Annotated in this window: 17 protein-coding genes; 10 read left to right on the plus strand and 7 right to left on the minus strand. The window is 65.1% G+C overall.

The genetic code is table 11. The features are described from left to right. The 4 genes from IB274_RS07835 to IB274_RS07850 all read left to right on the plus strand — a co-directional run bounded on the left by IB274_RS07835 (nt 1) and on the right by IB274_RS07850 (nt 4,505). Entirely contained in the window at nt 1-876 is an 876-nt protein-coding gene (locus IB274_RS07835; protein WP_192431429.1) for a sulfurtransferase, read from the plus strand. A gap of 112 nt (nt 877-988) precedes the next feature. Beyond that, on the plus strand, nt 989-3,160 hold the full coding sequence (locus IB274_RS07840) for a TonB-dependent siderophore receptor (protein ID WP_192431430.1): 2,172 nt from the start codon (nt 989-991) through the stop codon (nt 3,158-3,160). Between the two features lie 11 nt (nt 3,161-3,171). Then, entirely contained in the window at nt 3,172-3,759 is a 588-nt protein-coding gene (pnuC, locus tag IB274_RS07845) for a nicotinamide riboside transporter PnuC (protein WP_192431431.1), read from the plus strand. An 8-nt stretch (nt 3,760-3,767) separates the two neighbouring features. Continuing rightward, on the plus strand, nt 3,768-4,505 hold the full coding sequence (locus IB274_RS07850) for a UTRA domain-containing protein (RefSeq protein ID WP_192431432.1): 738 nt from the start codon (nt 3,768-3,770) through the stop codon (nt 4,503-4,505). A 363-nt stretch (nt 4,506-4,868) separates the two neighbouring features. Here the strand turns inward: IB274_RS07850 and IB274_RS07855 are convergent, their stop codons facing one another. The 4 genes from IB274_RS07855 to IB274_RS07870 all read right to left on the minus strand — a co-directional run bounded on the left by IB274_RS07855 (nt 4,869) and on the right by IB274_RS07870 (nt 9,393). Next, the gene (locus tag IB274_RS07855) at nt 4,869-5,840 is read right to left on the minus strand and encodes an aliphatic sulfonate ABC transporter substrate-binding protein (RefSeq protein ID WP_192431433.1); all 972 of its coding nucleotides are present in this window, start codon (nt 5,838-5,840) and stop codon (nt 4,869-4,871) included. Nucleotides 5,841-6,086: 246 nt separating this feature from the next. After that, nucleotides 6,087-7,031 (minus strand): ABC transporter substrate-binding protein, encoded by a 945-nt coding sequence (locus IB274_RS07860; RefSeq protein WP_192431434.1) that lies wholly within the window; start codon nt 7,029-7,031, stop codon nt 6,087-6,089. An 11-nt stretch (nt 7,032-7,042) separates the two neighbouring features. Next, the gene (locus IB274_RS07865; protein WP_192431435.1) at nt 7,043-8,110 is read right to left on the minus strand and encodes an LLM class flavin-dependent oxidoreductase; all 1,068 of its coding nucleotides are present in this window, start codon (nt 8,108-8,110) and stop codon (nt 7,043-7,045) included. A 386-nt stretch (nt 8,111-8,496) separates the two neighbouring features. Continuing rightward, entirely contained in the window at nt 8,497-9,393 is an 897-nt protein-coding gene (locus IB274_RS07870; protein ID WP_192431436.1) for a LysR family transcriptional regulator, read from the minus strand. Between the two features lie 114 nt (nt 9,394-9,507). Between IB274_RS07870 and IB274_RS07875 the strand changes: the two genes are divergently transcribed. The 6 genes from IB274_RS07875 (at nt 9,508) to IB274_RS07900 (ending at nt 17,098) form a co-directional block, all read left to right on the plus strand. Next, on the plus strand, nt 9,508-10,113 hold the full coding sequence (locus tag IB274_RS07875; RefSeq protein WP_192431437.1) for a 3-mercaptopropionate dioxygenase: 606 nt from the start codon (nt 9,508-9,510) through the stop codon (nt 10,111-10,113). Beyond that, nucleotides 10,110-11,693, plus strand: a complete 1,584-nt coding sequence (locus IB274_RS07880) for a rhodanese-related sulfurtransferase (protein WP_192431438.1) — start codon at nt 10,110-10,112, stop codon at nt 11,691-11,693. Before IB274_RS07875 ends, IB274_RS07880 begins: the two co-directional genes overlap by 4 nt. Before the next feature lie 134 nt (nt 11,694-11,827). Then, nucleotides 11,828-12,766, plus strand: coding sequence for a chromate resistance protein ChrB domain-containing protein (locus IB274_RS07885; protein ID WP_192431439.1), 939 nt, complete (start codon nt 11,828-11,830; stop codon nt 12,764-12,766). Then, the gene (chrA, locus tag IB274_RS07890) at nt 12,759-14,123 is read left to right on the plus strand and encodes a chromate efflux transporter (RefSeq protein ID WP_192431440.1); all 1,365 of its coding nucleotides are present in this window, start codon (nt 12,759-12,761) and stop codon (nt 14,121-14,123) included. Before IB274_RS07885 ends, chrA begins: the two co-directional genes overlap by 8 nt. Nucleotides 14,124-14,471: 348 nt before the next feature. Continuing rightward, complete coding sequence (locus IB274_RS07895) at nt 14,472-15,971, plus strand: diguanylate cyclase (protein WP_192431489.1); 1,500 nt, start codon at nt 14,472-14,474, stop codon at nt 15,969-15,971. A gap of 218 nt (nt 15,972-16,189) precedes the next feature. Continuing rightward, nucleotides 16,190-17,098 (plus strand): LysR family transcriptional regulator, encoded by a 909-nt coding sequence (locus IB274_RS07900; protein ID WP_192431441.1) that lies wholly within the window; start codon nt 16,190-16,192, stop codon nt 17,096-17,098. Here IB274_RS07900 and IB274_RS07905 read toward each other — a convergent pair. The 3 genes from IB274_RS07905 to glsB all read right to left on the minus strand — a co-directional run bounded on the left by IB274_RS07905 (nt 17,084) and on the right by glsB (nt 20,316). Beyond that, nucleotides 17,084-17,860, minus strand: coding sequence for a substrate-binding domain-containing protein (locus tag IB274_RS07905; RefSeq protein ID WP_192431442.1), 777 nt, complete (start codon nt 17,858-17,860; stop codon nt 17,084-17,086). The two genes, IB274_RS07900 and IB274_RS07905, sit on opposite strands and share 15 nt — an antisense overlap. A gap of 16 nt (nt 17,861-17,876) precedes the next feature. Continuing rightward, nucleotides 17,877-19,178 (minus strand): MFS transporter, encoded by a 1,302-nt coding sequence (locus tag IB274_RS07910; protein ID WP_192431443.1) that lies wholly within the window; start codon nt 19,176-19,178, stop codon nt 17,877-17,879. A 229-nt stretch (nt 19,179-19,407) separates the two neighbouring features. Further along, nucleotides 19,408-20,316: a glutaminase B gene (gene glsB / locus IB274_RS07915; RefSeq protein WP_192431444.1), complete on the minus strand. Its 909-nt coding sequence runs from the start codon at nt 20,314-20,316 to the stop codon at nt 19,408-19,410. Nucleotides 20,317-20,368 lie beyond the last annotated feature (52 nt).

Below are 20,368 nucleotides of genomic sequence, written 5' to 3' on the forward strand. Positions count from 1 at the left end.
ATGAGCGCCCCCCTGATCAGCGCCAATGGGCTCGCCGCCTTGCTGGACGACCCACGCCTGTGCCTGCTCGACGCCAGCGTCGAACTGGCCGCCCCGCAGTTCGACGGCGACTACCGCGTGCAGAGCGGCCACACCGGTTGGCGCGCCGGGCACATTCGCGGCGCGCGGCATGCCGACCTGCTGGGCGATCTGGCGGATGCCAGCGCGCCCTTCAGCTTCGCCCTGCCGGAGGCACAAGCGGCACTGGATGCATTGCGGAAGCTGGGCATCCATGACGATGCGCTGATCGTGATCTACGACCGCAGCGACGGCTTCTGGGCCGCGCGTCTGTGGTGGATGCTGCGCAGCCTGGGCATCGATGCGGCGGTACTCGATGGTGGCCTGCGTGCCTGGATCGCCGCCGGTTATCCACTCGACGAAGGCGCGCCGCCCGCGATCAGCAGCGCGGCTCTGTCGGCCCCGGCGCAGTATCGCGACGGCTTCTGGATCGACCGTCACGACGTCGAGAAGGTCGTGGCCGGCAAAGCGGACGGCACGCTGGTCTGCGCCCTGTCCGCCGTCTTGTTCGACGGCAGCGCCGTCACCCGTTACGCACGTCGCGGGCACATCCCCGGCAGCAGCAACCTGCCGGCGCGCAGCCTGTTTGACGACGACGGCTGCTACCGGCGTGGCGCGGCGCTGGACGAAACCCTCGCCGGGCTGCGCCAGGCCGAACCGCCCTTGCTGCTGTACTGCGGCGGCGGCATCTCCGCCGCCGCCCTCGCCCTGGCGCTGACAATGACCGGGGAAACACGGGTCGCGATCTACGACGGCTCGCTGCAGGAGTGGGCCGCAGAGCCTTCGCTGCCATTGACCACCGGAGCAGCTCCGGTCTGACAGCCCGCCCGCGGGCAATCACGTCTTACATCCACGGCCATCCGTTTCGCGCGGGAGGGGCTATGCCCCGCACATTCCCGGCGCACGCCCCGGCAATATTCAGGAGCGTTCCATGCAGTACCTGCCGCGCCAAGCGCGCACGCGATTTCCCCTCAGCCTGTTGACCCTGGCCGTGCTGCTGGCCAGCGGCCCCGGTCACGCCGAGGAAGCCACCACCCTGGATACCGTCACGGTGATCGGCCAGGACACAGGAAGCTACGCCAGCGACCGCGCCTCGGTCGGCGGCTTCGGCGAGGCGCCGCTACTGGACACGCCCGCCTCCATCTCGGTGTTCAACCAGGCGCTGCTCAAGGACCAGCAGGCGCGCCTGCTCAGCGACGTGCTGAAGAACGACGCCTCCACCGGCGAGGCCTACGCGCCGGTGGGCTACTACGAGAACTTCGAGATCCGCGGCTACTCGCTCAACGCAGCCAGCAGCTACAAGATCAACGGCCGCACCATCACCGGCGAGCAGAACGTGGCGCTGGAGAACAAGGAACAGGTCGAGGTGCTCAAGGGACTGTCCGGCCTGCAGAGCGGCGTGTCCGAACCCGGCGGGGTGATCAACTACGTCACCAAGCGGCCGCAGGACGTGCGCTCGGTGACCCTGGGCACCGACGATGAAGGCGGTCGCTACCTGGCCACCGACGTCGGCGCCTGGCTCGACTCCGAGCAAACCGTCGGCGTGCGGGTGAACCTCGCCCATGAGGACCTGCGCTCCTACATCGACCATACCGATGGCAAGCGTGACTTCGCTTCCCTGGCGCTGGACTGGAACCTCTCGCCCAACGCCCTCTGGCAGTTCGACGCCGAATACCAGAACCGTCGCCAGCCCTCGGCGCCGGGCTACCAACTGCTTGGCGGCAGCAAACTGCCCCACGGCATCGACCCGCGCGACCGCCTCGGCTACCAGAGCTGGGCCGACCCGGTGCGCATCGAATCGCTCAATCTCAATACGCGCTTCGAGTACCGCTTCGACGACGCCTGGACCGGCACCCTCAGCGCCTCGCGCAGCAAGGTGGTGATCGACGACTACAGCGCCTTCCCCTGGGGCTGCTACGGCGCCGCCAGTTGTGCCGACTCGGCCGTACCGAACTACTTCAGCCCCGAAGGCGACTACGACCTCTACGACTTCCGCAGCCCGGACGACACCCGCCGCAACGACGAACTGGAGGCCGCGCTGCACGGCCAGTTCGCCACTGGCTGGCTGCGCCACGAGCTGACCGTCGGCACCTCGGCCTTCCGCCGCGTGCTGGACAGCCGCCCGGAGCTCAATGAATGGGTCGGCACCGGCAACATCTACACCGGCATCGGCCCCGTGGAGCCCTTCGACGGCGAGCCCGGTCACAGCTACCGCCACCTCGACAGCCGCCAGTACGGCCTGTTCGCCAGCGACCGCATCAGCCTGAGCGAACAGTGGCAGCTGGTGCTCGGCGGCCGCCAGGTGCGCCTGGACGAACGCACCTTCGACAGCGACGGCGACACCACCCGCCATACCCAGCGCTCGGAGTTCCTGCCCAATGGCGCGCTGATCTTCAAGCCGCGCGCGGACATCTCGATCTACGGCAGCTACAGCAAGGGCCTGTCGCTGGGCGGCGAGGCGCCCTGGTTCGCCAGCAACGCCGGCGATACCCTGGCGCCCACTTCCTCGCGCCAGGTCGAGTTCGGCATCAAGCAGGAGCTGCCCGGCTTCGACTGGAGCGCCGCGCTGTTCCAGATCCACCAGGCCTACCAGTTCGCCCGGCCCAACGGCGACGGCACCTTCACCTACGTGCAGCAGGGCCAGCAGAAGAACAGCGGGCTGGAGTTGTCCGCCAGTGGCCGGGTAACCTCCGCGCTGCAATTGAGCGGCAGCGTCGCGGCCATCCGCTCGCGGGTGGTGGGCAGCGACACGGACGACTACGAAGGCCACCAGGCAATCAACGTCCCGCGCCTGCGCGCCAGCCTGCAGGCCGACTACGCGCTGGCCGCGGTGCCGGGACTGTCGCTACTTGGCGCGGCGCGCTACAGCGGCGCCAAGTACGCCGACCGCGACGGCGCGGTGGAGGTCGGCGGCTACACCGTCTACGACGCCGGCGCACGCTTCAGCACACGGATCGGGAACTACCCGACCACGCTGCGGCTGAGTGTCGACAACCTGTTCGACAAGCGCTACTGGCGCGATGTCGGTGAATATTTCGGCGACGGCTACCTGTTCCAGGGTGCGCCGCGCACGGCTCGCCTGACGGCGAGCGTCAACTTCTGAGGTAAGCGCGTATGTCTACTCTGGAAATCATCGCGGTGATCGTCAACGTGCTCGGCGTCTGGCTCACCGCCCGGCGCATCCGCTGGTGCTGGCCGGTGAACGTGGTGGCGGTGCTGCTCTACGCGTGGATCTTCTTCAGCGTGAAGCTCTATTCCGACATGCTCCTGCAACTGGTCTTCGTGGTGCTGCAGTTCTACGGCTGGTGGCAATGGAGCCAGGGCGGCAGCGACCACGGCAAGGTGCGCGTCGAACGCCTGCCCTCCTCCACCGCCATTTCCAGTTGCCTAGCCGGCGCAGTCGGCGCCTTGGCCCTGGGCTGGGCGATGCACACCCACACCGACGCGGCCCTGCCCTGGCTGGACGCCGCGCTCACCGCCTTCAGCCTGGTGGCGAGCTTCTGGGCCGCACGCAAGTACGTCGCCAGCTGGTGGCTGTGGATCATCCTCGACGTGGTCTACACCGGGGTGTTCCTCTACAAGTCGCTGTACCTCACCGCCGGGCTCTACGCCGGCTTCGTGGTGCTGGCGATCTACGGCCTGCTGGCGTGGCGGCGTGAGCTGCATGACGAACCTCCGGCACTCGCGGCCGGCCATTCCTGAGGATCGCCATGCTCTACCAGGCCATCCCGCCGCACTACGCGCGCATCCGCGACCAGCTGGCCGCGGACATCGCCCAGGGCCGCTTCCTCGCCGGCCAGAAACTGCCGCCCGAGCGCGACCTCGCCGAGCGCTTCGAGTGCACCCGCGTGACCTTGCGCCAGGCCCTGCAGCAACTGGAAACCGAGGGGCTGATCTACCGCGAGAACCGCCGCGGCTGGTACCTCAGCCCGCCGCGCATCGACTACGACCCGACACGGCTGGTCAGCTTCATGGACTACGTGCGCCTGCAGGGCCGCGAGCCCCTCACCGAGTGCCTGAGCGCCGAACGCCGCCGCGCCGGCGCCTGGCTGGCGGCGCGGATGAACCTGCCATCACCGGACGAACCCGTCTTCCGCCTGCACCGCCGCCGGCTGATCGACGGCCGCCCGGTGCTGGTGGAGATCAACACCCTGCTCGCCAGCTGGTGCCCGGACCTGCTCGACGCGCGCCTGGATCGCTCACTGACGACCGTGCTGCGCGAACGCTTCGGCAAGGTGCAGACGCGCTGCACGCTCAACCTGCGCCTGGGCACGGTCAACGACGACCATGCCGAGTTGCTGCAACTGGCCTCTGGCGCCAGCAACCTGGTGCTGGAGCGGCTGAACTACGTCGAGGATGGCTTGCTGGTGGAGTTCGACCAGGAATTCTGGCGGCCGGATGCGGTGTCCGTGGCCGTGCAGGCGGACTTCCCGTCACGGCTGATGTAGCAGGCTGGGCGTTTCTGCTTCTGACGGAATACCCGCAGATTTGAAGGCGCGCAGTTCTATCCAGGCGCGCGCCCTCTTGCGAGCGCAGCGTGCCTGAAGATTTTCGGCCGGTCGCGTCGAGTCGATGGCAGGTGAGGTTGCCGGCCAGCCTTCGAATACTGGAAATGCTGCCCCTGACCCGACGGGGCACACCACTTTGCTGCTTTGTCGCGCTGGCAATCCAGGCGTGATCCCGGCAACCCCGCCGTCGGCTGGACAGTCAGCGGCATGTCACCCTGCAGTTCACTGCGTCTAGCGGATGAAGATCTGGCCGCGCCTGGTCACAGCGAGGCTGTGCTCGCCCTTGCGAAAGCGACCCCGCACTCAGTTGCTCGCTACGTCCGGCTGCCAGACCGGCACCGCGCGGGCGTCCACCGGCTTGGGCAGCAGGCCCTCGGCGAAGAACGCGTCGGCGATGCGCTGTTGCTCGTCGAGGCCGTCGGCGCGCACCGGTTGCACGTCGTAGCTGCGGCGGGCGTTGGCCTGCTCAACAGTGGCGACATCCAGGTTGCCCCACAGCGGGCCGAGCACCTTGGCGGCATCGGTCGGGTGTTCCTTCACCCAGCGGCCGGTTTTCTGCAATTCGGCGAAGACCTGCTTGAGCACTTCCGGGTGCGCTTTGGCATAGGCGGTGGAAGCCAGATAGTAGCGCTGGTAGCTGGCCAGGCCCTTGCCATCCGCGAGTACGCGGGCGTTCTGCTGGCGCTGGGCGCTGGCGACGTACGGGTCCCAGGTCACCCAGGCATCGACTTTGTGGTTCTCGAAGGCGGCGCGGCCGTCGGCGGGAGTCAGGTACGCCGGCTGGATATCGGAGAATTTCAGCCCGGCCTTCTGCAGCGCAGCGATCAGCAGGTAGTGGCTGCCAGCCGCCTTGGTCACCGCCACGCGCTTGCCCTTGAGGTCGGCCAGCGACTTCAGCGGCGAGTCCTGCGGGACGAGGATCGATTGCGCGGTAGGCGACGGGGTTTCGCGGGCGAAGTAGGTCAGCTGCGCGCCGGCGGCCTGGGCGAACACCGGGACGGTATCGGCGACGTCGGCGGACAGGTCGACGTTGCCGACGTTGAGCGATTCGAGCAGCGGCAGGCCGCTGGGGAACTCATGCCAGGTGACCTTGATGCCCTGCTTGCCCAGCTCTCGCTCCAGGCTGCCCTGCGCCTTGACGATGGTGAGCAGCGTGGAAGACTTCTGGAAGCCGATGCGCAGGGTCTCTTCGGCGTGCGCGGTCAGGGCACCGAACAGGACGGCGGAGGCGCTCAGGCCTATGGCTAAACGGCGCAGGAAAAGCGGGCGGGACATGGATACGGCTCCTCGGAAACGGCGTGGCCGCTCGCTGAGCGAGGGCGGACCACAGGACAGGTCGGATAAGACGGGATGACTCCGGTGGTCCGGTCGCTCGAGATTACAGATATAAAAAACAACGAATAAAGAATTTCTGGTTCTTAACTAATGCCGGCGCCGGCACTGCCTGGCCAATACGCAACCCGCGCCAAACGGGACATGGCCCCCTGCACGCGGGTCGCTTTTGGGTGGTGAGCTCGTTGCTCAGTGGAAGGAGCCGGCGAACGAGGCGTCGATCACGCTGGAGGTATCGAAGGCCTTGGGCAGTGCCCCGGTCTGCAGGAGGAAATCGGCGGTGCCCTGGTAATCGGCAGCCGCCTGCTGGTCAACCGGACCGACGCTCATCGCCGCCTGACCGATCCAGTGGCGCGAGACGGACTGGTCGAGGTTGGCCTTCTTCGCCCAGATGTCGGCGTATTGCTCCTTGTGCGCCTCGACCCAGGCACGGGCCTTCTGCAGGCGAGCGAGGAAGTCGGCGATCTGCGCACGCTTGGGCTCGATGGAGTCGGCGTTGGCAGCGATGCTCGACAGCCCCGGCATCAGGTTACGAGCGGTGAGGATCGGGCGCGCGCCGGAGAACACGATCTGCTGCGAGATGTACGGCTCCCACACCGGGAAGGCGTCGATGCTGCCACGCGGCAACGCGGCGGCGGCGTCGATCGGCATCAGCTTGACGAACTCCACGTAGTCACTGGGCAGGCCGGCCTTTTCCAGCGCGCGCAGGGTCAGTTGCTGGCTCCAGGCGCCGGGCCAGTAGGCGACCTTCTTGCCCTTGAGGTCGGCGATGGTCTTCACCGGCGAGTCCTTGGGCACCAGCAGCGCGATGGTGTCGGGGTTCTGCCGGGAGATGCCGATCAGCTTCACCGGCGCGCCCTTGGCGGCGAGGAAGATGAAGCCCGAGTCGCCGAGGAAGCCAAGGTCCAGCGCACCGGCCTGCAGGCCTTCGGCAACCGGCGCGGCGGACTGGAAGTGCTTCCAGTCGACGGTATAGGGCGCACCTTCCAGCACCCCGGAAGCCTCCATCGAGGCGCGCACGTTGTAGTAGTTCTGGTCGCCTACCCGCAGGGTCGGCAGCTCCGCCGCATGGGCCAGCGGTGCCCCCAGGATCAGCGCGGCAAATGTGGCACGCAGACGTTGCTTCAGGTTCATCGAAAAGCTCCTCAGCCGGCGCGCCGCAGTTGCGGCAGGCGGGCGATCTGTTCATGGATGGCGGGAATCAGGCCCTGGCCGTAGCGCACGGCATCGCCGAGCGGGTCGAAGCCACGGATCAGGAAGGTGGAAACGCCCAGGCGGTAGTACTCGCCCAGCGCAGCGGCAACCTGCTCGGGCGTGCCGACCAGGGCAGTGGAGTTCCAGCGCGCGCCGGTCAGGCGGGCCACACCGGTCCACAGGCGGGTGTCGAGCACGTCGCCCTGCTGAGCAGCGGCCAGCAGGCGCTGGGAGCCAACGTTTTCAGGCTGGTGGTCGTTGAGCGGCAGGCCCAGGCGCGTGCGGTTCTCGCGCACTTGGTCGAGGATCTCGGCGGCACGCTTCCAGGCTGCTTCTTCGGTGTCCGCGACTATCGGGCGGAAGGACACTGAGAAGCGCGGGTCGCGTCCCTGCCCCTGGGCGGCGGCGCGCACGCGGCGAATGTGCCCGTCCACGGCCGCCAGCGGCTCGCCCCAGAGCATGTAGGTGTCGGCATGCCGGGCGGCGACTTCGATGGCGGCGTCCGAGGAGCCACTGAAGTAGATCGGGATGTGTGGCGACTGGCGCGGGCGCACCGCCGGCGAGGCGCCCTGGAAGCGATAGAACTCGCCGCTGAAATCCACTGGAGTGTCGGCAGTCCAGATCTCCCGCAGAGCCTGCAGGTATTCGTCGGTGCGGGCGTAGCGGCGATCGTGATCGAGGTAGTCACCGTCGCGCGCCAGGTCTTCATCGTTGCCGCCACTGACCACGTTGAGAGCCAGGCGGCCATCGCTGAACTGGTCGAGGGTGGCGAGTTGGCGGGCCGCCAGCGGCGGCGCGATCACACCCGGCCGGTAGGCCAGCAGGATGCCCAGCCGGCGAGTAGCGGCGGCAACGAAGGAGCTGACCACCGCACCCTCGGCGGCATTGCTGAAATAGCCGACCAGCACGCGGTCGAAACCGGCGTCCTCATGGGCCTGGGCGAAACGCCGGACGAATCCGGAATCCACCGCCTCCCCCAACGGCTGATCCACCTCGGAACTCGGGGTGGCGGTGATCATGCCGAGAATTTCCACGCTCACTGTGTTGCCCTCGCCTGGGCCGCGGTATAGCACCGGCGGCTTCCGTTATAAGAAAAACGCCTTGTGTGGCGCTGTTCTTAGAAGCTATAGGCAAGTTCGTCATGATGGAAATTCATTTTTGTCATATCCTAATATGCTATTTGCGCATATTTTGCCGTGACCAACTTGCGCGCCGAGCTTTTCGCTGTTTGTAGGAGCGAGCTTGCTTGCGAACGGGACCGCGACGGCACCATCCGGGTGAACCAGCGAGCGAAGGGGTTCGCGAGCAAAGCTCGCTCCTACGGGCCCACCCGCGGCGTCACTTGACCGCAGACCGTAGGGCACATAACGCCCCAGCGTTATCCGCCGCGAGGTGATGGGCGGATTCAGGCCGCAGCGATATCCAGCCCCCGGGCCACCGCCGCGCCGAACAGCTGCGCTGGCGTCTCCAGGTTACCCAGCAGGCGCGGGCGCACCAGCCAGAGCTGGATCATCGGTTGGAAGTCCTCCAGTTGCAGCACCCGCAACTGCTCGCGATAGCGGCTGCGCTCCAGGGCTGGCGCGGGCACCAGGCCCAGGCCGCGGCCCTCCGCCACCAGTCCGAGTTGCAGCTCGCTGCCGAAGGTTTCCAGGTTCAGTTGCAGCCCCAGGCCCTGATCGGCCAGGGCGCGCTGCAGGCCGGCGCGAAAGCCGCAACCGTCCGGGTTGAGCACCCAGCCGTGCTGGTAGCAATCGAGCAGGCGACTGGCCTGCACATCGCTGTCCTTCGCTGCCACCACACGGAGTTCGACGCGCCCCAGCGGCGTGGCGCCGAGGTCATCGGGGAACACCTTGCTCGGCGGGAACAGCACCACCGCCGCGTCCAGCTCGGCATTCTCCAACCGCGCCAACAGGTGGCTGCCCCAGCCGCTGCTGACCTGCGCGCGCAGCTCCGGATACTCGCCGGCCAGGCGGCGCAGGGCACCGAGCAGCACCACTTCGCCGATGCTCTGCGGCACGCCCAGGCGCAGCACGCCGCTGGGGGCACTATCGCTGGCCACCAGCTCGCGCAGGCCGTCCACCTCACGCAGCACCCGCAGGCACTGCTCGAACACCCGGCGCCCCGCAGCAGTGGGCTTGAGCGGCTTAGTGTTGCGGTCGAGCAGCTCCACCGCGAGAGACTCCTCCAGGCTCTGCACCCGGCGAGTAATTGCCGACTGTGTCAAACCCAGGCTTTCGGCGGCTTGGCTGAGGGAGGCGTTGCGGATCACGGCGACGAAGGCGTCGATGTCATCGATTTTCATGAAACGGGCACCAATTGCATTTCTCGCATATTAGCTTAGATTCAAAATGCATTTCAGGAATAAAAAACCGTTTGATACCGTAGCGCCAAACCCGATCGGAGTGAATCTTTTCGCATGTCAGCCCCTCTGCGCCTCGACCGCCTGCGCCAGTTCATCGGCGACCTCGCGGCCCTCATCGATAGCCAACCCGAAGAAGCCGCGCTGCTCGCCCAGGCGACCCCGCTGCTGGCCGACCTGGTGCGCCACGACGACTGGCTGCCCGAGTACTACGCCCGCCCCGATCCACAGCGCTACCAGCAATACCTGCTGCACGCCGACTCACGGCAGCGCTTCTCGGTCGTGAGCTTCGTCTGGGGGCCGGGCCAGCGCACGCCGGTACACGACCACCGCGTCTGGGGCCTGATCGGCATGTTGCGCGGCGCCGAGTATTCGCAGCCCTTCGCCTTCGCCGCCGACGGCAGCCTGCGGGAGGCCGGCGAGGCGCATCGCCTGGAGCCGGGTGAAGTGGAAGCGGTGTCGCCGCGCATCGGCGATATCCACCAGGTGAGCAATGCCTTCAGCGACCGCGCCTCCATCAGCATCCACGTCTACGGCGCCAACATTGGCGCGGTGCGACGGGCCGTATTCAGCGCCGACGGTGAAGAGAAACCCTTCATCTCCGGCTATTCCAACAGCCAGTTGCCCAATATCTGGGACCTGTCGAAAGAGAACCCCGCATGAGTCAGATCACCCGCCGCTCCTTCCACGACATTCGCTCCGCCCTCCTCGCCCGCCAGGAGCTGGCGCTGCTGGATGTGCGCGAGGAAGACCCGTTCGCCCAGGAGCACCCGCTGTTCGCCGCCAACATCCCGCTGTCCAAGCTGGAGCTGGAGGTCTACGCCCGCGTGCCGCGCCGCGACACGCCGATCACCGTCTATGACGATGGCGAGGGCCTGGCCGAGGTCGCCGCGCAACGCCTGCTCGACCTGGGCTACAGCGACGTCGCCCTGCTCAAGGGCGGCCTCGCCGGCTGGCGCGCTGCCGGCGGCGAGCTGTTCAAGGACGTCAACGTGCCGAGCAAATCCTTCGGCGAGCTGGTGGAAGCCGAGCGCCACACCCCGTCGCTCGCGGCGGAGGAAGTGAAAGCGCTGCTCGACCAGCAGGCTGACGTGGTGGTGCTGGACGCCCGCCGCTTCGACGAATACCAGACCATGAGCATCCCTGGCGGCATCAGCGTGCCCGGCGCCGAACTGGTGTTGCGCGTCGCCGAGCTGGCGCCGGACCCGGCGACCCGCGTCATCGTCAACTGCGCAGGACGTACTCGCAGCATCATCGGCACCCAGTCGTTGGTGAATGCCGGCATCCCCAACCCGGTCTCGGCGCTGCGCAACGGCACCATCGGCTGGACCCTCGCCGGGCAGCAGCTGGAGCACGGCCAGGCGCGACGCTTCGCCGAGGTTTCCGCCGCCACCCGCCAGTCCGCCGCCCAGCGCGCCCGCGCCGTGGCTGATCGTGCGCAAGTCGCACGCATCGACCTCGCCGGCCTGCGCCAGTGGCAGGCCGACGCCGTCCGCACCACCTACCTGTTCGACGTGCGCACCCCGGAAGAGTACGAAGCCGGCCACCTGCCGGGTTCGCGCTCCACGCCGGGCGGCCAGTTGGTGCAGGAAACCGACCATGTCGCCAGCGTTCGTGGCGCGCGCCTGGTGCTGGTGGACGACGATGGCGTGCGCGCCAACATGAGCGCCTCCTGGCTCGCCCAGATGGGCTGGCAGGTGGCGGTGCTCGATGGCGTGGGCGCTGTCGACTTCAGCGAGCAAGGCGCCTGGAGCGCTCCGCTGCCGGCGAAGCCGCAGACCGAGACCATCACCCCGCAGACCCTGGCCGACTGGTTGCGAGCGCCGGGCACTGCCGTTCTCGACTTCACCGCCAGCGCCAACTATGTGAAGCGCCACATCCCCGGCGCCGCCTGGGCGCTGCGCAGCCAGTTGCGGCAGGCACTGGCCGCGCTGGGTGACGCTGACCGCTACGTGCTCACCTGCGGCACCAGCCTGCTGGCAGGCTTTGCCGTGCCGGACGTGGCGGCCCTGACCGACAAGCCGGTGTTCCTGCTCGAGGGCGGCACCAGCGCCTGGGTCGCCGCCGGCCAGCCGACCGAGGAAGGCGAAAGCCTGCTGGCGGCGCCGCGCATCGATCGCTACCGCCGCCCCTACGAAGGCACCGACAACCCGCGCGAGGCCATGCAGGGCTACCTCGACTGGGAATTCGGCCTCGTGGAGCAACTGGGCCGTGACGGCACCCACGGCTTCTTCGTGATCTGATACACGAGTGCTCGCCCGCCCTTCCGAGGGCGGGCGCCAGCCGCCAGTGTTGCTGCCAGCCTGCACCGAACACCGTTTACACAGGAAAATTCTGGAGTAGAGTACTCAACAAATCAGGTTGCGAGCTCTACACAATGAAATGGCATCTCCTGGTGCTGGGACTGCCCACCGCGAACGCGACCGAGCGCATGCGAGCCTGGCGCGCGCTCAAGTCCTGCGGCGCGGCCGTATTGCGCGATGGCGTCTATCTCCTGCCGGAACGTGGCGAAGGCCGGGTGGTTCTGGAGGAGATCGAACGGGACGTGCTTGCAATCAATGGTACGGCGTACCTGTTCTCGATCGATGAGCCCATTGAGCGATTCGCCCCGCTGTTCGACCGGAGCGAGGACTACAGCAAGCTGCGAGAGGACATCGCCAGTTGCACGGACGATCTGAGCGGCGAGAACGCCCTGCAAACGGCAAGGCAGGTCCGCAAGCTGCGCAAGGCGTTCAGCCAGCTGGCCGCCATCGACTTCTTTTCCGCAGACGCCCGCCAGGTGACCGAATCGGCCCTCCAGGCCGCGGAATCCGCCATCAGCCGCGCCCTCTCGGCGGATGAGCCCAGCAGCCAGGACGAACCCATCACGACGCTGGACGCGCAGGAATTTCAGGGGCGCCGCTGGGCTACGCGGAAACGTCCCTGGGTCGACCGGCTCGCCAGCGCCTGGCTGATTCGCCGGTTCATCGATCCGGCGGCAGAGATTCTCTGGCTGGAGAGCCCGCAAGACTGTCCGGAAGACGCTCTGGGCTTCGACTTCGACGGAGCGACCTTCAGCCACGTCGGCGCGCGCGTCACATTCGAAACCCTGCTGGCCAGCTTCCAGCTCGACAACCCACCCCTCCATCGCATCGGCGCCGTGGTGCATTACCTCGACATCGGCGGAAGCCAGCCCGTCGAGGCCTCAGGTATCGAGCGTGTTCTTGCCGGGCTGCGAGAAAGCATCACGGATGACGACCTGTTGCTTCAGGCAGCCAGCGGTATTTTCAATGGCCTCTTCAGCGCTTTCGCGAGCGACGAGATAAACAATGACTGAATCCAGCGTGCCTGTTGCTGAAAAGGTGAGCGCCACTGGCGAACCCGTCAGCCTCTTCGAAGCCTTCCTGTTCTGGTTGAAGCTCGGCTTCATCAGTTTCGGCGGACCCGCCGGGCAGATATCCATCATGCACCAGGAGTTGGTTGAGCGCCGTCGTTGGATCAGCGAGGGGCGCTTTCTCCATGCGCTGAACTACTGCATGTTGCTGCCCGGCCCGGAAGCGCAGCAACTGGCAACGTACATCGGCTGGCTCATGCACCGGACATGGGGAGGAGTGATCGCCGGTGTGCTTTTCGTGCTGCCATCGCTATTCATTCTGATTGCTCTGTCGTGGATCTATGTCGCTTTCGGTGAAGTGCCCCTGGTGGCTGGAATCTTCTATGGCATCAAGCCTGCGGTGACAGCAATCGTTGTTCACGCAGCGCACCGCATTGGTTCGCGCGCGCTGAAGAATGGCTGGCTCTGGGCGGTTGCCGCGGCCTCTTTCGTTGCTATCTTCGCGCTCAATGTGCCGTTCCCGATCATCGTGCTGGCGGCGGCGATACTGGGGTATGTCGGCGGTCGAGTCCTGCCCGGCAAGTTCGTCATTGGCGGTGGACATGGCGCTTCCAGGGCCAGCTACGGCCCGGCACTGATCGACGATGACACGCCGACTCCCGAGCACGCCCAGTTCCACTGGGGGCACCTGTTGCGCCTGTTGTTCATCGGGGCGGCACTCTGGCTGTTGCCCATGGCGCTGCTGACAACGACTTTCGGATGGGCCGGCACATTGACCCAGATGGGATGGTTTTTCACCAAGGCAGCCCTGATGACCTTTGGCGGCGCCTACGCGGTGCTGCCCTATGTCTATCAGGGTGCTGTCGGTCACTACGGCTGGCTGACGCCCACGCAGATGATCGATGGGCTGGCCCTTGGGGAAACCACGCCGGGGCCGCTGATCATGGTGGTAGCGTTCGTGGGATTCGTAGGCGGCTACGTGCACCCGATGTTCGGTGCCGATCACCCGTTCCTCGCCGGCGCGGTAGCCGCGAGCCTGGTGACCTGGTTTACCTTCCTGCCATCCTTCCTGTTCATCCTGGCAGGCGGCCCGCTCGTGGAGTCGACCCACAACGAGCTGAAGTTCACCGCCCCTCTCACGGGCATCACCGCAGCTGTCGTGGGCGTAATCCTGAACCTGGCGATGTTCTTTGGCTATCACGTCCTCTGGCCGAAAGGATTTGGTGGTGCGTTCGACTGGCCGTCCGCGGTGATCGCCATCGCAGCAGCGGTGGCACTGTTCCGCTTCAAGCGCGGTGTCATTCAGGTGCTGCTGGCTTGTGCCGTCGCAGGGCTCGTCGTCCATCTCCTGCGAGGTTGATTTCCAGTGGGGGCCAAATCGCCTCAACAGTTTGTCACCAGGAGAGCCTCGCCGAGAGCCGGCAGTCGGGCGCAGTAGTCCTTATCCGTGCTGTACTCGCCAATCACCCTGGCCGCGAACGCGGCCGCCCCCCATTTTACCGGCGTGAAAAACCGCCCCCGCCTGCAATGCGCGGGTGTCCTTTGAGGGATAATTGCCGCTCAACTCCATCGCCGAAGGCTTGATGGATTCGCTTGATGGCGCGCAAGGCCGAGACTTTGATTGCTCACAGGGCTGGAGCGCTGTTGATAAGGAAATATCTTGCGAATTTCTTCCCTATGGAAAAGCGATGCCTCTTCGGTTACCGCAGTGAAGCGCGATATCCACCTGGTCTTTCTGTTGCTGTTGATCATCGGCTGCTCGCTCGCGTCGCTGACGCTTTGGAAAGTAATGGCCTCCCGCAAGCAGGTGCTGGAAGACATCGATACCCATAGCCTCAACCTGACGCAGGCGCTGTCGACCTATTCAGAAGGCATCGTCCGGCAAAGCTCGCTGATCCTGCTCGGCCTGGTCGAGAGGCTCGAAACCGAAGGCAGCGGACCCGCGCAGATGGAGAGGCTGCAGCAACTGGTCAGCCGCCAACAGTCACTGATGTCTCAGATGAGTGGAGTGACGGTCTACGACAGGGATGGCCGCTGGTTGATGTCATCGAACAGGCCGATTCCCGCCGGGGCGAACAGCAGTGACAGAGCTTATTTCATCCATCACCGCGACGATCCCTCTCGCGAGCCCTTCATTGGCTTACCGATTCGCAGCCGCTCGAACCAGGAATGGGTGATCACCATCAGCCGCCGTTTCGATAGCCCAAGCGGAGAATTCGCTGGCGTCGTCGCAGTGACCCTGGGGATCGAGAACTTCCTGCGACTCTTCGGCCAGCTCGATATCGGTCGGGAAGGCGCTATCGGCCTGTCCTATACCGACGGTTCGTTGCTGGTGCGCTACCCCTTCCGGGAACAGGACATGGGGCGCAACTTTTCCAAATCCCCGATCTATGCCAAGTATCTGGTCGATCGCTCGGTTGGCACCGCGTCGTTTACCTCCAGCCTGGACGGCGTGGAGCGTCTCTATGCTTTCCGCAAAAGCGACAAGCTACCGCTGGTGACGACGGTCGCACTGGGCAAGAACGAGGCGCTCGCGGCCTGGCGGTTCGAAGCCTTGCTGTCGCTGCTGGTGGTGTCCGGCCTGCTGATGCTCACCGGGTTCGTCGGGTGGATGCTGATTCGCGACATTCGTCGGCGGGTGGCGGTCGAAAGCCAGTTGCGCGTGGCACAGCAGCAGTTGCTCGACAGCAACCAGCGGCTCGCGCACCTGGCGCTGAACGATCCGCTGACAAGCCTCGCCAACCGTCGCTGTTTCAACGAGACGCTGGAGGTGGAAGTCCGCAGGGCACAACGCGAAAAAACCTCGCTCGCGCTGCTGATGGTCGATATCGACCACTTCAAGCTGTTCAATGACACCTACGGCCACCCTGCCGGAGACGCCTGCCTGCAGGAGGTCGGCAAGCTGCTCGCGAGCTGTGTGCGCCGCCCTACTGACCTGGTCGCGCGATATGGCGGTGAGGAGATGGCTGTAGTGCTCCCGCTCACCGATCAAGCCGGTGCGGCAGTGGTGGCGCAGATGATGATCGACCGATTGGACGAGAAAGCCATCACCCATTGCTCCAGCCCGTTCGGACGGGTCACCGTGAGCATTGGCATTGCCTCTGCGTCGGGAGCAGAACTGGATGGCTGGCAATCGTTGCTCGACAGCGCCGATGCCGCGCTCTACTCCGCCAAGAGACTGGGCCGCAATCGTCTTCAGGCGGCTTAAGGAACAGTGGCTCCGCCCACGGTTCGCGCCACGTAAAGTCGAGGGCGTTTCCCCGGCCCCGGCAATCAACGCCACGCCAGTACGGTCTCTCGCCTCAGCGACAGCTCGCGAACCGGCAAAGCAGGGGCTGTCGCCTCGCTACCCGCCATTCAGGCTTTCCCGACTGCGAGTGAAGGTGGTATTGATGCCGTCTGATTATCAATCTCCCGGTGAACCCGATGAGCATCAATTTCGATCTGGACGACCTCCAGGCATTCCGGGCAATCGTGGAAAACGGCAGTTTTCGTAAGGCTGCCGAGGCGGTCAAGATTACCCAGCCTGCGCTGAGCCGGCGTATTGAGAAGCTGGAGTCAGCCTTGAACGTACGACTGTTCGAGAGGACGACCCGGAAGGTAAGCCTGACAGCCGTGGGACGAGCCTTCGTTCCGGAAGTGGAGCGTGTACTCGACCAACTGGACACTGCGTTGATGAGCATTGCCGATGTCGCCTCCAGCAGGATGGAGCGCGTCACCATCGCCTGCGTGCCATCGGCCGCGTACTACTTCATGCCCAACGTGATCAGCGAATTCCATCGCCTGTATCCACGCATCAAGATCATGCTGGTGGATTCCAGCGCGCATGAAGTGAACGTTGCCGTAGCCAGTGGAGAAGCCGATTTCGGGGTCACCTTCAGCGGAAACCTGAGCCCGGAAATGACCTTCGAACTGTTGCTCGAAGAGCGCTATGTCATGGCCTGCAGACGCGACCACCCACTGGCGGATCGAACCTCGGTAACCTGGTCCGAGATGTACGAGCACGACTACATCTCGCTGGACAAGTCATCCGGCAACCGACTGATCCTGAGCCAGGCGCTGAAGCGCGTAGTCCCGTCCAGACACAGCATCTGCGAGACGCGACACGTCACTACCGCGATCGGGCTGGTGGAAGCAGGCGTGGGAGTGGCTGCCGTGCCGTCCATTGCCATGCCCCGCACCAGTCACCCCCTACTAAAGGCCGTTCCCCTGGATGAGCCGGCGGTGGTGCGCAACGTCGGCCTGATCAAGCGCAGCGGGCGAACGCTGACGCCTGCTGCGCTTGAGCTGGAAAGGCTGGTCAGAAGTACCCCGGTAAAATCACTTGGGGATTGAGTCCAGCCCCGTGGATTGCACCACCGGCTGCGCTGTCGTGGACGCGAGATAGGACAGCAGTTCCTTCGCCTGCCGCGGGTGTTTCGCATTGCGCGGAATGCCAGCGGAGTAGCGGGTCACCGATTGCAGGCTTTCGGGAATCTTGCCGACCAGGGTCACCCCGGGAACCGGCAGCAACTCGGCGACCTGCTGGAAACCAATCTCGTACTGCCCCGAGGCGACGACCGAGGCAACCGGTATGCGCTCGATCATCCTGGCCTTAGAGCCGACCTGCTGCTCCACCCCCAGTCGGTTGAACAGCCTGTTCTGGATGTAGACGCCGCTGGCGCTGTCCGAGTAGGCAATCGAGCCGGCGTCCAGCAAGGTTTTCCTGAAGGCCTCCTCCGTATCGATCTGCGGTTTGGCAGCGCCCTGCTTGACCACCATGCCGATGCGCGAATCCGCCAGATCCACCTTGGACGCCGGATCCACCACGCCCTGCTTGATCAGTTCATCCAGTGCGTAGCCGACCATGATCACCACATCGGCATTCTCCCCCCGCGCCAGGCGGTTGGGGATGGCTTCAGGGGCCTTGCCCATGGAGGGGCCGAGAATGGTCTGGACGGTGTCGCCGCTGGCCTGCGCATACTTCGGGCTCAGCCGCTGGAAGGCCGCGGTGAAGCCGCCGGAGGTCATGACGTTCAGCTGCTCTGCATGGACAGTGGTGGCCAGTGTGCAAAGGCCGACTGCCAGGACGGCAAGGTGCTTTTGGAGCGCTTTCATTGAAGAGATTCCTCGTTCAGGCAGGAATGGGGGTACGCGAGGACTTTCCGCGGTAGAGCACCAGGGTCGAGCAAAGCGCACAGACTGCGGCGAATGTCATCCAATAGCCTGGCGCGCCTTTATCGCCGCTCAGATGAATGAGCCAGGTGGAGATGGCTGGGGTGAATCCGCCGAATACGGCTGTCGCCAGGCTATAGGCAAGGGAGAAACCGGCGACGCGGACTTCCACCGGCATGATTTCGGTGAGGGCCGGGATCATCGCCCCGTTGTAAAGGCCATAGATGAACGAAAGCCAGAGCAATACCTGCAGCATGTGCCCGAAACTCGGGGCCTGGGCCAGGAAGGACAATGCGGGATAAGCGGTGAAGATGGCCAGTAAGGTCATCGCAACGAGCATCGGTTTGCGCCCGAATCTATCGCTCAGGTGCCCGCCAATGGGCAGCCAGATGAAGTTCGAGATGCCGACCAGCAGCGTCACGAGCAAGGCGTCGGTGGTGCTGAGGTTCAGGACTGTCTTGCCGAAGGTCGGCGCATACACGGTGATCAGATAGAACGCCGTGGTCGTCATCGCCACCATCAGCAGGCCGGCCAGGACGACGCGCCAGTTCTCCCCCAGCGTGGCGAACACCTGCTTCATGGTCGGGCGCTGTGAACGCCGGGCGAACTCCTCGGTTTCCTCCAGGCTACGACGAAGCACGAAGATGAACGGCACGATCAGGCAGCCGATCGCAAAGGGAATCCGCCAGCCCCAATCCGCAATCATCGTCGGGGACATCTGTTGGTTGAGCCCGTAACCCAGGGCTGCCGCAACGACAATTGCCACCTGCTGGCTTGCCGACTGCCAACTGGTATAGAAGCCCTTGCGCCCGGCAGTCGCCATTTCCGCCAGGTAGACCGAGACGCCTCCCAGCTCGGCGCCGGCGGAAAAGCCTTGCAGCAGGCGTCCCACCAGTACGAGCAGAGGGGCCCAGGCACCAATGCTGGAATAGCCCGGCACCAGGACGATCAGCAAGGTGCCGCTGGCCATGATCGACAGCGTGACGATCAACCCCTTCCGGCGGCCCACATCATCGATGTAGGCCCCGAGAATCACCGCTCCCAGCGGGCGCATCAGGAAGCCCGCGCCGAAGACCGCGAAGGTCATCATCAGCGAGGCAAATTCGTTGGATGCGGGGAAGAAAACGGCCGCGATCTGGGTGGCATAAAAGCCAAAGAGAAAGAAATCGAACTGTTCGAGGAAGTTGCCCGAGGTGACGCGGAACACGGCACCCGCCTTGGAGCGGGCGGATTGCGCACCTGGGTTGGAGGAGGCATGCATAGGGAGTTCTCCAGCGATCTTATTTAGGCTTGTTGGCGCTTAAGGTCGCTGGATTCTGCTCGACACACTTTGAAACGATAAGTGCTATGTTTGCATCCATTGATGCATAAAATTTATCAATCAACCGAAAGGCTCGTTTTCGCTCGGATGAGCCATGATCAGCGTGGCCTGGCGGTTATGTGCGGCCGGCAAGCTGAACGAACTGGCCCGCCGCGGGCACGCTCGCGGATCAGAACACCGACCAGCCGATCCGTGAGCTGAGCAACTCCAGCGCCGCCATCCCGGCATAGGAGTTACCCGCTGCATTCAACTCCGGTGACCACACGCAGACGGTGAACTGCCCCGGCACGATCGCCACGATCCCACCGCCAACGCCACTCTTGCCCGGCAGCCCGACGCGGTAGGCGAAGTTCCCCGCTTCGTCATACAGCCCGCTGGTGGCCATGATCGAGTTCACCTGCTGGGTCTGGCGCCGGGTCAGGATCTGCTCCCCGCTGTGCTTGCAGAACCCATCGTTGGCCAGGAAGCAGAAGGCGCGCGCCAGATCCAGGCAGTTCATCTGCAAGGCGCAGTAGCTGAAATAACTGCGCAGCACCGTCTCGACCTCGTTATTGAAGTTGCCGAAGGACTGCATCAGGTAAGCCATGGCTGCGTTGCGCGCGCGGAACTGGTACTCCGAGTCGGCCACACGGGCGTCCATCGATACGTGGGGATTGCCCGACAGGCGTCGCACGAAGTCGCGCATCGACAGGATGGGGGCGGCGAAGCGCGATTGGTTGATATCGCAGATCACCAACGCCCCCGCATTGATGAACGGGTTGCGCGGGCGCCCGCGCTCGAACTCCAGCTGCACCAGTGAATTGAACGGCTGGCCCGAGGGCTCGTGGCCCAACCGCTCCCAGATCGCTTCACCGGAGTGGCCAATCGCCTGAACCAGGCTGAAAACCTTGGAAATGCTCTGCACCGAAAACGGTACCAACGCATCGCCCGCGCAGTGATAGCTGCCATCGTTGCCATAGACCGCGATGCCTAACTGCTGCGCCGGCACATCGGCGAGCGCGGGAATGTAATCCGCCACTTTGCCCTTGCCAATCAAGGGACGTACTTCTTCGAGAATCTCGTTCAACAGCGTTTGCATGGATGGCCCCGTTATCAGACCCCAGAGGACAGCGCGGGGCAGCATTCTTGAC

Source organism: Pseudomonas sp. PDM18 (assembly GCF_014852585.1).
Lineage (GTDB): Bacteria > Pseudomonadota > Gammaproteobacteria > Pseudomonadales > Pseudomonadaceae > Pseudomonas.